The 15,440-nt window shown below is 29.9% G+C and carries 16 protein-coding genes; all 16 read right to left on the bottom strand.

What is annotated here, in order from left to right; all coding sequences use genetic code 11:
* Nucleotides 1-9: 9 nt before the first annotated feature.
* Nucleotides 10-1,287, bottom strand: coding sequence for a DUF6418 domain-containing protein (locus tag GQR98_RS06580; RefSeq protein ID WP_159018817.1), 1,278 nt, complete (start codon nt 1,285-1,287; stop codon nt 10-12).
* Nucleotides 1,284-2,309 (bottom strand): hypothetical protein, encoded by a 1,026-nt coding sequence (locus GQR98_RS06575; RefSeq protein WP_159018816.1) that lies wholly within the window; start codon nt 2,307-2,309, stop codon nt 1,284-1,286. The genes GQR98_RS06580 and GQR98_RS06575 overlap by 4 nt, the downstream gene beginning before the upstream one ends.
* Entirely contained in the window at nt 2,309-3,535 is a 1,227-nt protein-coding gene (locus GQR98_RS06570; RefSeq protein WP_159018815.1) for a lipopolysaccharide biosynthesis protein, read from the bottom strand. The genes GQR98_RS06575 and GQR98_RS06570 overlap by 1 nt, the downstream gene beginning before the upstream one ends.
* Nucleotides 3,536-3,567: 32 nt before the next feature.
* Entirely contained in the window at nt 3,568-4,611 is a 1,044-nt protein-coding gene (gene pseI / locus GQR98_RS06565) for a pseudaminic acid synthase (RefSeq protein ID WP_159018814.1), read from the bottom strand.
* Nucleotide 4,612: 1 nt separating this feature from the next.
* Nucleotides 4,613-5,146: an acyltransferase gene (locus GQR98_RS19235; protein ID WP_159018813.1), complete on the bottom strand. Its 534-nt coding sequence runs from the start codon at nt 5,144-5,146 to the stop codon at nt 4,613-4,615.
* 6 nt (nt 5,147-5,152) lie between these two features.
* A complete protein-coding gene (locus GQR98_RS06555) occupies nt 5,153-6,190 on the bottom strand; it encodes a PseG/SpsG family protein (RefSeq protein ID WP_159018812.1) in 1,038 nt (345 codons plus the stop codon).
* Nucleotides 6,177-7,385, bottom strand: coding sequence for an ATP-grasp domain-containing protein (locus GQR98_RS06550; RefSeq protein ID WP_159018811.1), 1,209 nt, complete (start codon nt 7,383-7,385; stop codon nt 6,177-6,179). The genes GQR98_RS06555 and GQR98_RS06550 overlap by 14 nt, the downstream gene beginning before the upstream one ends.
* A 47-nt stretch (nt 7,386-7,432) precedes the next feature.
* On the bottom strand, nt 7,433-8,263 hold the full coding sequence (locus GQR98_RS06545; protein WP_159018810.1) for a cytidylyltransferase domain-containing protein: 831 nt from the start codon (nt 8,261-8,263) through the stop codon (nt 7,433-7,435).
* Between the two features lie 10 nt (nt 8,264-8,273).
* On the bottom strand, nt 8,274-9,068 hold the full coding sequence (locus GQR98_RS06540; RefSeq protein WP_159018809.1) for an SDR family NAD(P)-dependent oxidoreductase: 795 nt from the start codon (nt 9,066-9,068) through the stop codon (nt 8,274-8,276).
* A 2-nt stretch (nt 9,069-9,070) separates the two neighbouring features.
* Nucleotides 9,071-9,913 (bottom strand): aldo/keto reductase, encoded by an 843-nt coding sequence (locus GQR98_RS06535; RefSeq protein ID WP_159018808.1) that lies wholly within the window; start codon nt 9,911-9,913, stop codon nt 9,071-9,073.
* Nucleotides 9,894-11,039, bottom strand: coding sequence for a UDP-4-amino-4,6-dideoxy-N-acetyl-beta-L-altrosamine transaminase (gene pseC / locus GQR98_RS06530; RefSeq protein ID WP_159018807.1), 1,146 nt, complete (start codon nt 11,037-11,039; stop codon nt 9,894-9,896). The genes GQR98_RS06535 and pseC overlap by 20 nt, the downstream gene beginning before the upstream one ends.
* Nucleotides 11,039-12,055, bottom strand: a complete 1,017-nt coding sequence (gene pseB, locus GQR98_RS06525; RefSeq protein ID WP_159018806.1) for a UDP-N-acetylglucosamine 4,6-dehydratase (inverting) — start codon at nt 12,053-12,055, stop codon at nt 11,039-11,041. The genes pseC and pseB overlap by 1 nt, the downstream gene beginning before the upstream one ends.
* 78 nt (nt 12,056-12,133) lie before the next feature.
* Complete coding sequence (rfbD, locus tag GQR98_RS06520; protein ID WP_159018805.1) at nt 12,134-12,907, bottom strand: dTDP-4-dehydrorhamnose reductase; 774 nt, start codon at nt 12,905-12,907, stop codon at nt 12,134-12,136.
* A 2-nt stretch (nt 12,908-12,909) separates the two neighbouring features.
* Nucleotides 12,910-13,455, bottom strand: coding sequence for a dTDP-4-dehydrorhamnose 3,5-epimerase (gene rfbC / locus GQR98_RS06515; RefSeq protein WP_159018804.1), 546 nt, complete (start codon nt 13,453-13,455; stop codon nt 12,910-12,912).
* Nucleotides 13,455-14,321 (bottom strand): glucose-1-phosphate thymidylyltransferase RfbA, encoded by an 867-nt coding sequence (rfbA, locus tag GQR98_RS06510; protein ID WP_159018803.1) that lies wholly within the window; start codon nt 14,319-14,321, stop codon nt 13,455-13,457. The genes rfbC and rfbA overlap by 1 nt, the downstream gene beginning before the upstream one ends.
* An 11-nt stretch (nt 14,322-14,332) precedes the next feature.
* Entirely contained in the window at nt 14,333-15,385 is a 1,053-nt protein-coding gene (rfbB, locus tag GQR98_RS06505) for a dTDP-glucose 4,6-dehydratase (RefSeq protein WP_159018802.1), read from the bottom strand.
* Nucleotides 15,386-15,440: the final 55 nt, after the last annotated feature.

Genomic DNA, 15,440 nt, shown 5'->3' with positions numbered 1-15,440 from the left:
TAAGTAAAGTTACATTATTTTATCGTTATTTTTTGTCTGTTTTATAAAATAAATAACAGTGCTAATCATAAAAAAGAACAATAAAGGTAATAACAATTTATAAAAATACCCCATTTTAAAAGTGTATACAACCCAACTAAACAATTGAAATGCTATTAGGGAAAATAATATATTACTGCCCTGAATCATCCGTTTTAAAAACCACATTAATGGTCCCAATAATAAAATCATCAATATAGCATGAATAATATATACTAGATAAACAGGAAAGATATAAAATAGAATAGCAGGATATGCATTTGTAAAACTATATCCCGATTGTATTGCATTATTTAACTGCTCACTATTTCCAGGATAAAAATGCCTCATTAAATGGTGCATTCCGTAATTTAAATCAGCTATATTCCATGACTTATCTAATTCTAAAATAACAAAGTTCTCTACACAACCCCAAAATAAATGTGCCTGTAAGCCAAAAGCTCTATATATTATTGCCTGAAACGGTGTCTCTACCCCTAAATGCGTAAATGGATTTAATAACGAATATTTATAATATACAATTGAAAACACTAAAACAAAAACACTAAGAACTTTATAGTTGATAAATTTTTTAATTGAAATTTTATAATTATTATTATTAGACATCAGCACTAGAGGGAAGAAAAAAGAATATAACCCGCTAACTAATGGAGAAAATTTCTGCCCTATTAAAATCATATTAACAAAATACAATAAAAGTATAACTACTGATATTTTTTTATATTTTCTATAAACCAAACCTAAAGTAAAAGGTATAAAAATAGATGTATTACCAAAAATAGAGTTTAAAAATTTTAACTTGGAAGATTCCCAATAAGTAAACCGAGTAACTCCTTTATCAAACAAAGGTGATGGAGACAAATACACATTGATATACAACAAAAACAAAACTAAAGAAACAAGCATAAGGGCAAACTTCCCGCCTATCTCAGCCCCCAAAAAACTAAATTTTATATCAGTGAAATTTAAATATTTGTCTAAATAGGTAATTGTTTTTTCGCACAAATAAATCGTAACAATAAAAAATAAAAAATAAAAAAAAACAGATCCAACAAAATAACTATCTTTTCCTTGTTCATGAATATATATTCCTTCCTCAATATATATTAAAGACGTCATCATATTGAAGCCTTGAATATAAAACAGTAACAATAAATAAAACAATTTATAATTTCTTTTAAGTCTATTATAAGTAAATAATAAAAATATTACAAATAATAATAGATTAAGCCCTAAAGTAATACTCATGTAATTATTTCTATTTTAAATTTTTCAAATAATTTTACTAAAACAGGACTAGATGCAAATGGATAAGCATAAAATCTTACTTGACTATCTAATGGAAGCGCTAACTTAATATTTAATATTCCTGAAGAACTAAAGGTATAAATCTTCGAGGGCTTTATATTAGTTACAGCTTCTTCAACAAGCTCTTCTTCTAGGTAAAACCGAAACGAATTATCAAAATATTTTATACAAAGCTCTTCAATAAGGCTGTAATCTCCATTTCTATGTGGCTTGTATATAAACTCAAAACTATCATCTTTATTATTAATTTTTATTAATTTAAAATAATAATCAACACGTTCTAAATATTCCTTTATTCCAATAATATTTACAAATATATCTTGTCCTATAAATAAAACAACATTTTTTTTGGGTTCAAAAAAAATTTCTTTAAACGGTAATTGTAAAGCCTTTTCTGGGTAAATTGCTAAACTAGGTATTCTCACATATTGCTTTTCAATATATTTTAAATCAATACCAGAAACTTCTCCTTTAAAAATAGTAAAAGGAATACCATAAAACTTGCACAAAAAATTTTTAAAATAGAATTTCCTAATTCCTTTTTCTTGAATTTTGTAGTTATAATAATTTAAAACCCCATCTTCGACCAAAAACTTATTTACTACAGACTTAGGTTTATAACTAAAGAAAAAAAAGTTTGTTAAAATATCTTCTAAATTACAGTAATATAAATTTATTGAAGTATAGATTGACAACCTCTCTTCTACTTTCTTTATAAAAAGTTGATAACTCTCAATCTTATATAGTTGATATTTTATCTTTCTAAAAAAGTTCGTTTCATTTGAGGTGAGCTTTTTCGAGTCTCCGATTACGATGTCCCAAACTTCAATATTATATTTAAACCCTCCGGGGTTAAGTAGTATGTTTTTATATTCATTACCTGCCTCTAAAATTAACTGTTCAAAATTTAAAATATGCGATGGCGAAATAGGTATATAAACGTTAATTTTTTTATTTTCCATTATTTTAAATATAAGTGTCGTTTAAACCTTAACCAATTTAATTGTTTTAATATAAAAATAATAATATAACTAACTGTAGTTGCTATTGCAACTACTATTATGTTTTTAAAAATTAATAATAAAACAACATTTAATAATACGTTTATTACCATCGCTATAATAGTAGGAATAATATTTTTTACATCCTGACTAAATGCATAAAGCAAGTAGTGAGGCAAAAAGGACAAATTTAAAAATATATTTCCTAAAATTAATATAAAAAAGCTTATTACATATTCTGAATAATCATCTTTTCCAACCCAATCTAATAAAGGAAAAATTAAAAAAGCTAATAACAAACTCATTCCAAAAGTGACATATATTAATTCTTTTTTAAATTTCGCTTTTATTAAAAAAAATTGATCATAATTCTCCTTCTTAACATTTTCTACCAATTTAGGAAACAACATTAATGTTACCACAGTATTCACCACAATATTAGTAATGTTAGAAAAATTACTATACAAACTATATACTCCAACTTGGGTTTTATTTAGAAAAATATCTATTAAAAATCTATCAGAATATTCTATTAGCTTGTATGAAATCGTACTTAAAAAAATAGGCATACAAATAAACAATCCCGTTTTTAGAACTTTGAAATCATATTCCCTAATACTAAAAATTTCTATTATAGAAAAACTATATTCTTTACGCAAAATAAAGACTGCCAAAACACATGATATTAAGCTACCCAGAATCCAAAATTTTAAAATTAGGTCAATAGAAAACTCATGTTCCTCTAAAACAAAAACATCTAGACTTATCAAAGCTATCCAAAAAAATGTTCTAAAAAAAAGAAGTATATTAGATATTAATTGTTTATTGTGAAAAATAAAAATACGATAAAATTCCTGAGAAAAGTGCTCTGAAACCACTAAAATATAAAACCATAAAAATAAATCTGTTCGCAAAAACTCTTTACAAAAGAAATAAATAATTGGTATAAATAAAATGTAAACAATAAAATGAAATAAAAATTGATGCTTTATAAAAAAGAAGCGTTTTTCACCCGAAATAGCCAAAATTTCTCTTGCTGAAAAACTATAGAAATCTAAACCTATTGCAAACAGTAAAAATGTTACACTCGTAACTAATAAATTATATTCACCATAAACATCTACCTCTAAATATTTAGAAATATAAAGTGCAAAAACAAATTTCGCGCCTAAAGAAACACCTCTCAAAAAAAGGTTTGAGAACTTGCTAAACAAAACTCTCATTCTAAAATCAAATCAAAACTTAAAGGTGTACCTTTTACCATATCTTCTTTAAATACTTTATTAATTATTTCATTATAATGTTTAGGGTGAAGTCCCGCAGCAGGCCTTACGGCTTTAATATTTTCTGAAGTTATTTTATCGCCTTTTTTAACATCTTTACAAACAAATAACGAGGTACCTCTTGTTTTACTATCTTTTTGCTTATCTGTAAGCTCGTAGGTTACACTACCCAAAGCCAACTCTAAGTTTCTAACATTATCTACCATGGCTTTAAACTCATGAGGCTCCATTGAAAAAGCAGCATCGACACCACCATTAGATCTATCTAAAACAAAGTGTTTTTCTATAATTTTTGCACCTAAAGAAACCGCTCCCATAGGCACTACGCTACCCATTGTATGGTCTGATAAGCCTACTAAAACACCAAATTTTTCTTTTAAATCTGGAATTACTTTTATGTTAATTTCATTAAAAGGTGTTGGATATGCCGATGTACATTTTAGTAATGCAATATCATTATTACCAACCTTTTTACAAGCCTCAACAGCAAGTTGAATATCTTCTATATCTGCTATTCCTGTTGATATAATTATTGGTTTCCCTTTTGATGCCGCATATTCAATTAATGGAATATCTTGAATTTCAAAAGATGCAATTTTATATGCTGTTGTGTTTATGCTTTCAAGAAAATCGATAGCTTCTTTATCAAAAGGAGACGAAAAGCACTCCATTCCTAAAGAATTTGCCAATTCAATAAGTTTTGGCTGCCATTCATAAGGCATTGCCCCTACTTTAAAAACATCAAAAGGTCTTTGTCCTTTCCACAAACCAGAGTCTCTAGGAGCAAAGTATTTGGTGTCTGCGTTCATTGAAATAGAGTCTGCAGTATAGGTTTGTAGCTTCACACAATCGGCGCCAGCTTCCTTCATAGCGTGAATAGTATCGACAGCTAATTGGTAATCGTTATTGTGATTTGCAGATAACTCAGCAATTATAAAAACTTTGCTAGTGTCTGATATTTTAAAATTACCTATTTTCATTTTACTTTATATTTTTATTTAAAAGGTAATCACCTTCAATATTTTTAATTTCTTTGGCAGGAATACCTCCTATTACCACATTATTACCAAAAGATTTGGTTACAACACTTCCTGCGGCCACTAAACTACCATCCCCTATAGCAACTCCAGCTGTAACGCTAGATTGTGCAGCAATCCAAGTACCTACTCCTATTTCAATTTTTTTAGCCTCATACCCTCCAAAACGAAACGAATGTCCTTTACGTAAATGATTACTAGCTGTTATGGATACAAAGTTACCAATTAAAACCTCATCTTTTAACTCTATTTCACCTTGGCCTAAGTAGGTGTTGAACCCTATGTAAACATGGTTTCCAACAGTTAATCCATTTGGGTTAAAAATAAATGCCTGAGAACCTACTTTAAAATTTTCGCCATAAGATTTTAAAAAAGGTTCATAGAGCTTTCCTCTTTTTCTATCTCCATAGGGTCCATCTGGAATAAAAAGTCCTCTAAGTTTAATATACCTACGCCAAAAATTAGTGATTTTTTTCATTTAATTTTACTCTATATTCTCAATACAATCCAATATACGACTTGTTCCTTTGTCATCAATAGTTTTTTGTAATGCTTTACTTATTGACTTCCTTTTTTCTCTATTTAAAATTAAATCTTTTATTGCCTTTGTTATATCGTCTTGATATAAATTTTTTACAATCCCTAAATTTACGCCTCCAACTAATTCTGTAACCCTTTCGGTAATATTATATTGCATTTTATGTATGGATAATGCTATAAATGGAGTTCCTGTTAGTGCCAACTCATACCTTGTTAAACCCCCATTTATTATGGCACATGTTGAATTAAACATCAAATCTGCAATGTTATTTACGCTTTTCTTAATTATAATATTAGAGCTGTTTGAAGCTAACTGTTCTACTTCATTAAATGTTGTAGCGGCTGTTCCTAAAATTACCGTTGCCTTAAAATGGAAATCTAAATTTAATAGCGCTTTAACCACTATTGGCGTAAAACCAAAAGCGTCCGATCCACCCATAGTTACTAAAATTTCCGGAGTAACTTCATTAAACTCTTTTGAGAAATTTTTTAAAAATTCATCACGAAATGTTAAGTACTTTGGCCCCGATAAGAGTTTAGTTTTCTTGTATTTGTTTTGAATAAATGGATTAGTTTTTATTTCCATTCCTGGAAAAAACGATAGGTCTTCATATCTAGTTTCTTCAGAATAATAAAACGATGTGATTGATACCATTTTAATCTCAAATTCTGGTAAGAAGTTAAATTTCAAAAATTCTTTTTCTAACAAATCTAATACTACAACATCTTCACTTTTTAAAAGCTCTCGATATTGATGGATATGAGTTTTTGGCGTTTTCCAAACATCCTCTTTTACAACTTTAAAAGGAATATTATTTGCTTGTAAAAGTTCTTGAATAATTGGGTTTTCTTGAAACACAAAAGAGGTAGAAACACCTCTTTTAATGGCTTCTGTGGCTATGGTTATACTTCTATAAACATGCCCTAAACCAATTTTTTGGTTTCCATTAACTAAAAAGCATATGCTATTAATGTTTTTCAATTTTAAAAAGTATTTTCGATTTTAGGTTCAAGGCTAAAGCTTCGGCTTCTTGGTAAGAAGCACCTTTAACAATAATTTTTCCTATTCTATCTGTTCCTTTTCTTAAAATTGAAACTTGTTCACCTATACTTTCAGTAACCTCAATTTCAAGGACATCTTTATGGTTTTTAACTGCATCGGGAATAATAATTTCTTTTAATATTCCATCTTCCTTTGCTTCCAATATTTCAGCAGCTGTTGGAATTTGTTGCGTTTCATTTAAAACAACATCCTCTCCTAAAGCATTTAAAATTGTTGCTTCAACCCAATCAATTCCTGTGTAATATTTAACTAATTCTGGTAAGCACGTAGCACCAATTCTTGCTCCAACTTCAATAATTTTTGCTTTACCGTCTTTTTTATCAAAAATTAAATCAATGTTTGAAGGCCCATTGTTAATTTCTAAGGCTTCAACACATTCTTTAATAGTTTTTTCGGCATAAATTAATTGTTCTCCTTCTATAAAAGTTGGAAATGAATGCCCAGTAGGAACCATAAATTCTCCTGGTGCAAGCGTATCATTGTGCAGCAATACCTTAACACATTCTCCATTAATACTAAATGCTTGAGCTCCTATTTCTACGCCATCAATAAACTCTTCAACAAGTACATTTTTTTGTCTTGAATATTTTAAGGCTTCATCAAATGCTTGAGCTACTTTTTGACTATTTTCAACTTTAGTTACACCTCTGCTTCCCGAACTATCTACAGCTTTAACTATAACAGGGAAACCTATTTTTTCGGCAGCAACTTTTGCTGCATCGTGATTGGTTACTATTTCAAATACTGGTTGGGCAACACCTTTTTCTTTTAATTTAAGTCTGGTTTGTGTTTTATGGCTACAATCAATTGCGCATTGGTAACTTACACCTGTTAAATTTAGCTTGTCGTTTACTAAGCCTATTGTAGGTATAGGTAAGTCCGTTTGCATAGTCATAACACCATCGACCTTATGGGCTTTTGCTAGTTTTAAAACGGCTTTCTCGTCAATAATATCAACTGGAAACGACTTATCGACCATTGCCATACCAATAGCATTTGGGTTTTTATCTATTACAATAACATTTAAACCTAATTCTATTGCTTTTTCAATGGCTGGTACTTGCCCAAATCCAGCACCAACAATTAGCAACGTTTTTCCTTCTACACTACTCATAATTAAATTCCTTTTTTTTATAAACGATACAAACAAAACATCAAACTTTAATTTGCACGTCTTTTTATATTTAATAAGTCCACAACTCTTACAAACTCCAAACTATCCAAAAGTTCTATCGCTCCATTTAACTCGTCATTAAGAGTCTTATATTGCTTTTTTTGGTAGTTAGTTTTATTTATGTTTTGAACCCAAGTATTATTCTTAAGAAAGTTCAACAGTGTATCTATATTATAAATATAATTTAAACTAGAAAGGTGCTGAAAAAGAATATTCATCGCAGCATAATCAGTTGGATAGTCTATGGTAAATCTAAAATTCGTATGCTCAAAATTATGTTCCAACTCAAGAATTCGAAAATCTTTTCGATTATTCTTAATATAAATAGTAACGTGTTCCCTATCGGCATCTACCAGTTCCTTGTTAGCGCTTATCCTTTTTAGTACATTAGAGTTTATAATTTCAAAACTTGTGCCATAAGGAAGACCTACGTTTCTAGTATAATCTACATTCGCTTGTATATGTTTCTTAATAGCATCTTCCAAAACATCAACTAAAACAATAGGATTGTCACCCGTAATTCTGATTACAACATCTAACTTATTAGCGTCTATAGCAACCACAAATCTATCTAACACATCATTTTTATCACCTCTAACACAAACTACATTTTTTTTAATTAAGTGTTTTTCAATAATATCATCATTTTGCTCTTTACTTGTAGCTACAATAACTTCATCTAGTAATTTAATTTTATTCAGCCTCTCAATAATGTGTCCTAAAATTGATTCGTTCTCATTAAAAGGTAAATTTAACAAGACTTTACCTGGCAGCCTTGTTGAATCATATCGTGCTTGTATTATAGCTCCTATTTTCATAATTTATTTTTTACCAAATAGCCCAACCTCCATCAATAGAAAAATTTTGACCTGTGATAAAATTTGAAGCCTCAGAGCTTAAAAGGATACAAATTCCAGCCAAATCTTTTGGTTCTCCCAGTTTATTCAATGGATTAGACTCTTTTAACCTTTCAATAAAAGCAGGATTGTCTTTTTGAATTTGATCTTTTGAAAATGGCCCAGGAGAAATAGCATTTACATAAATATTATGCTTCCCTAACAATGCTGCGTAATATTTCGTTAACTGTATAACACCTGCTTTAGCAGCTCCATAATGCGGTGGGTTTGTATATTTTTCACAATTTTCACCTTTGTATAAACGATCGAAATTTGGACTGACGTGTCCATACATTGAAGAAATATTTATTATCCGTCCGCCTTTTTGTCTTTTCAATATTGGAATAGCAGCCTTTATACTTTTATGGACGGAACCTAAAACTCCATTTAAAGAATAATCCCAATCTTCATCTGGCATATTCTCTTGGTTATTCCCTCTAGCGAAATGGGCGTTATTAAAAACTACATCTATAGATCCATACATCCTGTTTATTTGCTCAAATCTTTTTATAAAATAATCTCCACTTTGACTTATATCAAATTCTTCAAAAAACAAATTTGGCGATGATTCATTTTTAAACTTTTCATCAAACTTACTTTTGGTACGGCCTGCTACTATTACCTTAGCTCCAAAACTTAAAAGATACTGAACAATACCACTACCTAAGTGTCCATATCCACCAGTAACAATTATTACTTTATTAGTCAAATCAAATAAGTTATTCATATCTAATGCTTTGGCCATTTTGAAGGTATTAGTATTTCATTTTTTATAGCTTTATCATTTGATACTAACTGGTTTTCAAATTTCCCTAATAAAGAGATATTTTCTACTAGCTGATCCAAATTATTTACTCCAATATTAACCACATCAATAAAATCTCTTTTTAAAACATATTGTAGTAATTGAGTTGCTAAATTTTCTATTCTTTGTAATTCTTTAATTAGTGGCTTTACTTCTTCAAAAAAACTACTCAATTCATTTGTATTACAAAAAAACAAACCCTGTAAAAAAGTAGAGCGCGTATGTATCTCACATCCTGATTTATGTAATTTTTGCATGTTTTTTTCAAATCTAGTATCAAAAAAATTATATGGGACTTGAATAATATCTAGTTGAATACCTGAACTTAGAAGTTCATCCATTTCTTCTATAGTATTAAAAGAAGCACCTATTTTAGCAACTTTACCTTTACTTTTATAATCTTGTAAAACTTTCCAGTTTTTACAATTATTCTCTATTAAATCCAAAGGTCTATGAGCTAAATAAGCATATAAAGATGATTGTTTCAACCTTTTTAGTGATGTGTGAATTTGCTGCTCTAAACTATTTTCTGCTCCTGATAAATATTTAGATACTATCTTAAATTCGTTTAGATTATTTTTACCTAATACTAATTCAGCTGTACCATAAGCATGAGCTGTATCTAAATAATTTATTCCAGATTTTTGCGCATATGCCAAAATAGATTTTACTTCTGCATCAGGTGTTTTGCCCTTAACATTAGATATTCCATAATTTGCTCCAAATTGAACAGTACCAAGGCCTATTTTATTTATTAAAGAATTCATAAACACTTTTTATAACAAACATTTGTTCTTCATATGTTAAACTAGGATACATTGGTAAACTAATACAATTAGAGTAATAGTTTTCCGCATTACTCAAAGTAGCACCACCATAACCAATTTCTTGATAATAAGGTAATTTATGTACTGGAATATAGTGTATTTGTGCAAAGATATTATGTGTTCTTAAAAAATCATACAACCCTTTTCTATCTTCAACTTCAATAACAAATAAATGGTGTGCATTTAAAACACCATCAGGCAACTTTTGAAACTTGATTATTTCTTTAAAGGCTTTTTTATATGCATTGGCTATTTCGTTTCTTCTGACTACTCCTGCTTTGTTCTTAGCAAGCTGTGTAATCCCAAGAGCAGATTGAATATCTGTTAATCTATAATTATAGCCTAATTCTTGCATTTCATAAAACCAACCTCCATGATCTTCTGCCATGTTTTCTTTGGTAATACCATGCGTTCTTAAGGAAGCAAGTTTTTTGTATAATTTTTCAGAATTTGTAGTTATCATTCCTCCTTCTCCACAAGCAATATGTTTTACCGGATGAAATGAAAATATACCAATATTTGCATAATTACCATTACCACACATTTGTTTTTCACCTTTAGAATCTGTAAAGTATCCTCCAGGTGCATGACAAGCATCTTCAATAATCCATAAACCATGCTTATCTGCTAAAGTTCTAAAAGCTTCCAAATCTACAGGAAGTCCTGCAAAATCTACTGGAATTATTCCTTTAAAAAACCCTTTTGGTTTGCTCTCTATTAGTTCTCTAGTTCTTTCTAAAGACAATACATAAGATTCTGGATCGATGTCCGCAAACCAAACTTCTCCACCAGCATATCGCACACAATTGGCTGATGCCGCAAAGGTAATAGGGGTAGTAATTACACGTTCTCCCTCCTTTAAATCTAAGGCCAAAACCGCTAAATGTAATCCTGAAGTAGCATTATTAACTGCCACTGCATATTTAGCACCTACATATGCTGCAAACTTATCCTCAAACTCTTTAACTTTTGGTCCTTGAGTTAAAAAATCAGCCTTCAATGTAGACACTACTGTATCAATATCATCTTGATCGATATGTTGTCTTCCGTAAGGTATAGCTTTCATTATGCTTCGAAATTAGTATCTACGTGTTCTTTTATTAGACTTCTTAAGGTTTCAACGGTTTCCCATTCTGTATTATCTCCAGAATTATAACTAAACCCTAACTCTACTTTTTTAGCTTTAAATTTTTCCAAATAGTCCTCAATTTTCCATGAATGAGTTGCCGGTAAAATAGTATAATACTTTCCTAAATCATAAGTATAAAAAGAATCAGATGATGTAATCATTTCCTCATGTACTTTTTCTCCTGGTCTTATACCTACTATTGGTTTTTCGCAATTTGGTCCAATAGCATTTGCGACGTCCATAATTTTATATGAAGGAATTTTTGGAACAAATAATTCACCTCCCCATGCATGCTCTAATGCATGCATTACCATATCTACTCCTCCCTGAAGTGAAATATTAAACCTAGTCATATTAGGATCTGTAATAGGTAACTTGCCCTCTTGTTTTTTATTAATAAAAAATGGAATAACAGAACCATTAGACCCCATAACATTTCCATATCTTACTACTGAAAATTTTATAGGGTTTTCTCCTTTAATATTATTAGCTGCAACAAATAATTTATCGGATGTAAGTTTTGTAGCTCCATAAAGATTAATTGGGGCGCATGCTTTATCTGTTGAAAGCGCCACTACACGCTCTACTTTAGTTTTAAAACATGCATCAACTACATTTTCGGCACCTCCTATGTTAGTTTTTATGCATTCATCTGGATTATACTCTGCAATATGCACATGCTTCATAGCTGCTGCATGTATTACATAATCTACACCTTGAAAAGCTCTTACTAACCTTTCTCTATCTCTAACATCTCCAATAAAATAGCGTATTTGAGGATATTTTTCAATAGGATATTCTTGAGCCATTTGAAACTGTTTTTGCTCATCTCTAGAATAGATTATAAGCCTTCTCGTTTCCGGATACTTAGTAAGTATATGACTTGTTAATGCTTTTCCAAGCGAACCTGTACCTCCTGTAATCAATATTGATTTTTCTTTTAAATCTAGCATATGATCTTATTCTAATTTAAATTATTTGTTTTCTTATAAAAATTTGTACTCCAATTTTACAACCCTTTAAAGTAATAATTATTCTGCTAAAACAGAGTATTTAGGTCTTGATACAAAAGTACGATAATTGTTTGCTTTAACAAGTTTTATATTACCAAGCATGTTGTTTTCTGTAAGTATTTTCTTAGAAAAATCATGCCATGTCATAGCTTTTTTATCGGTAAAGTGATGAATTCCAAAATTATTATCCTTTAATAACTTAAAAAGATAATCGGCTAGGTTAGCAGTATCCGTAGGACAACCTGTTTGACTATCTATAATATGGAGTTCTTTCTCTGTTGTACTTTTTTCTAAGATGGTTTTGTAAAAATTCTTACCATATTTTTTACTATATAACCAAGATGTCCTTACAATGAAATATTTTTCTAAAACCTCTTTAATATAATTTTCACCCTTCAATTTAGATTTTCCATACTCATTTATTGGATTGGCTTCATCGGTCACAGTATAAGGTGTTTTTTTCTCACCATCGAAAACATAATCTGTAGATACATGAATTAAAACGACACCATACTCTTTACATACTTTAGCCAAGTTTTTAACACCTTCCGCATTTACATCAAATGCTATTTTTGGTGTTTTTTCAGCTTGTTCAACATTTGTATATGCTGCGCAATTAATACAATAATCAAATTGTTCTGTTTCAAATATATTTTGTACTGAGTTAATATCTGTAATATCTAATTTCGATTTAGAAGTGAATATAAATTCAATGCCTTCATTGTTGTTTAAATATAATTCTTCTATGGTTTTACCTAACTGACCTGTAGATCCCGTGACTAATACTCGCATAATTATTTGAATAAATCATTAAAGGTTGGTAAAATCAAATCTTTCTCCGAAACAACAATTTCATTCTCTGAAAGTTTCCAATCAATATTTAAAACCTTGTCGTTATAAATAATCCCAGATTCGGATTCCTTATTATAAAAATTATCACATTTATATGTAAAAAGGACGGCATCACTTAAAACAACAAATCCATGAGCGAAACCTCTTGGAATAAATAACTGTTTTTTATTATCTTCAGATAATTCGATTGAAAAATGCTTTCCAAAAGTATTAGACTCTTCTCTTAAATCAACCACAACATCTAAAACACTCCCTGTAATCACTCTTACAAGCTTAGCTTGAGCATGTTTTCCTTTTTGAAAATGAAGACCTCTTAGAACGCCTCTTTTAGAAAACGATTCGTTGTCCTGAACAAAATCAATCTTTTGTCCAGTAAGTTCATCAAATATCCTTTTGTTATAACTTTCTATAAAACAACCTCTTTTATCTAAAAACACTTTAGGTTCCAATATAAAACAATCGTTTAATTCGGTTTCTTTTACAGTCATTATTCCTTTTTCAATAAACCTAGTAGGTTTTTACCATAACCACTTTTCAGTAAAGGCTCAGCTAAAACTTTTAATTCTTCTTCATTAATAAGACCCATTTCAAAAGCGGCTCCCTCAATAGCTCCTATTTTTAAACCTTGACGTTCTTCTATAACCTCAACAAACTGAGCTGCCTGCATAAGTGACTGAAAAGTACCTGTATCTAACCAAGCCGTACCCCTATCTAAAATACTTACATGAAGATTTCCTTGGTTTAAATAAACCTTATTAATATCTGTAATCTCTAATTCTCCTCTTTTACTAGGACTTAATTTTTTTGCAATTTCAACCACCGAGTTATCATAAAAATAAATACCTGGAACAGCAAAATTAGACTTAGGAGATTCTGGTTTTTCTTCAATAGAGATGGCATGACCATCTTCATCAAATTCTACAACACCATATCGCTCAGGATCTTGAACCCTATAGGCATATATAATACCACCGTTAGGCTCATTATTTGCTTGTAACAATTTTGCTAAACCTGTTCCGTAAAATATATTGTCGCCCAAAATTAGAGCCACTTTATCTTTACCAATAAAATCGGAACCAATAATAAAGGCTTCCGCTAATCCGTTAGGCTTCTCTTGTGCTGCATATTCAAAACGGCATCCGTACTTAGTTCCATCTCCCAATAAATCTTGAAATAATGGTAAATCTTTAGGCGTAGAAATAATTAATATCTCCTTAATACCAGCATAAATAAGTGTAGATAAAGGATAATATATCATTGGCTTATCATAAACAGGCATCAACTGCTTACTTATAGATAATGTTAATGGGTGGAGTCTTGTACCGGATCCACCCGCCAATATAATTCCTTTCATTTTATAATATTTTAATTATACTGTTTTTCGTAGTATAATTGATAAGCTCCGCTAGTTACATTCTCCAACCATTTTGGGTTATTTAAATACCAATCTATGGTTTTACTTAAACCTTCTTCAAATGTTACAGAAGGCGTCCAATCTAATTCATTTTTAATTTTTAAAGCATCAATAGCATATCGTAAATCATGACCCGGACGATCTTTGACATAAGTTATTAAGTTTTCCGAACTCCCTTTCTTTCTATTTAATTTTTTATCTAATTGCCTACATAGCAATTTTACCAAATCAATATTCCTCCACTCATTAAAGCCTCCAATATTATATGTTTCTTTATTCCTTCCTTTATGAAAAACTACATCAATAGCTTCTACATGATCTTGTACATAAAGCCAATCTCTAGTGTAATTTCCATCTCCATAGACAGGTAATGGCTTATTGTTAATTACATTATTTATGAACAAAGGGATTAACTTCTCTGGAAACTGATTCTCCCCATAATTATTAGAGCAATTTGTAATAATATATGGCATCCCATATGTTTCTCCATACGCTCTAACAAAATGATCTGAACTCGCCTTAGAGGCTGAATAAGGAGAATTTGGATTATATGCCGTTTTTTCATCAAATAAGCCTGTTTCACCTAAACTACCATAAACCTCATCGGTACTTACATGATAAAAAAGCTTATTATCAAAATTATTCTCCCAAGTATCTTTAAAAGCATTCAACAAGTTTAAAGTCCCTATAACATTTGTTTTAACAAAAGATAAAGGGTCTTCTATAGACCTATCTACGTGAGACTCCGCAGCTAAATGAATTACTTTATCAAATAGATATTTCTTAAAGAGCTCATTCACAAAAACCTCTTCGGTAATATCTCCTTTTATAAAATTATAATTATCCTTTAATTCAATTTCTTTTAGGTTTTCTAAATTACCTGCGTATGTGAGTGCATCCAAATTAACAATTTTATAATGAGGATATTTTTGCACATATAATTTAACAACATGAGAACCTATAAATCCTGCTCCTCCCGTTATTAAAATAGACTTAGGCTTCATAATTTTTAACAGAATTTATTTTAACATTATAAACACTAATTTAAATAGCACAAGA

It is taken from the genome of Algibacter sp. L3A6, assembly GCF_009796825.1.
In the GTDB taxonomy this organism is placed as follows: domain Bacteria; phylum Bacteroidota; class Bacteroidia; order Flavobacteriales; family Flavobacteriaceae; genus Algibacter.
The sequence above is the reverse complement of the archived record's forward strand: the minus strand, read 5'-3'. Positions and strand labels throughout refer to the sequence as shown.